Annotated in this window: 1 pseudogene; it reads right to left on the reverse strand. The window is 67.1% G+C overall.

Annotated features, from left to right (window positions below):
• A pseudogene (locus tag L9G74_RS20160) lies at window positions 1–186 on the reverse strand (hypothetical protein); the annotation flags it as partial.
• Window positions 187–292 lie beyond the last annotated feature (106 nt).

Below are 292 nucleotides of genomic sequence, written 5' to 3' on the forward strand. Positions count from 1 at the left end.
CAACACCGAACCCTGGGCCTGCAACACCGCCTGAGCAGCGAAGTTCTCCGAGGCGATCATCTCCAGCGTGCTCTGCTGACGGCCGAGCTCGGCCCCGACCGCCGCGGCCACCTCCGGATCCACAGCCGAAAGCGGGTCATTGAACAAGTCCGGTGCGGACGGGCTCAAGGGTCCGGACGGGCTCATGGGACTCCTTCCGCGCCGGCGAAGGGCCGGCCAGGGGAGATCGGGAATCGGGAACCAGTGCCGGGCCAGTGGCGCGACAACTGACATATCAGATGGCCGACACAGT

Origin of the sequence: Shewanella electrica (assembly GCF_022321485.1) — a bacterium.
Taxonomy (GTDB): domain Bacteria; phylum Pseudomonadota; class Gammaproteobacteria; order Enterobacterales; family Shewanellaceae; genus Shewanella; species Shewanella electrica.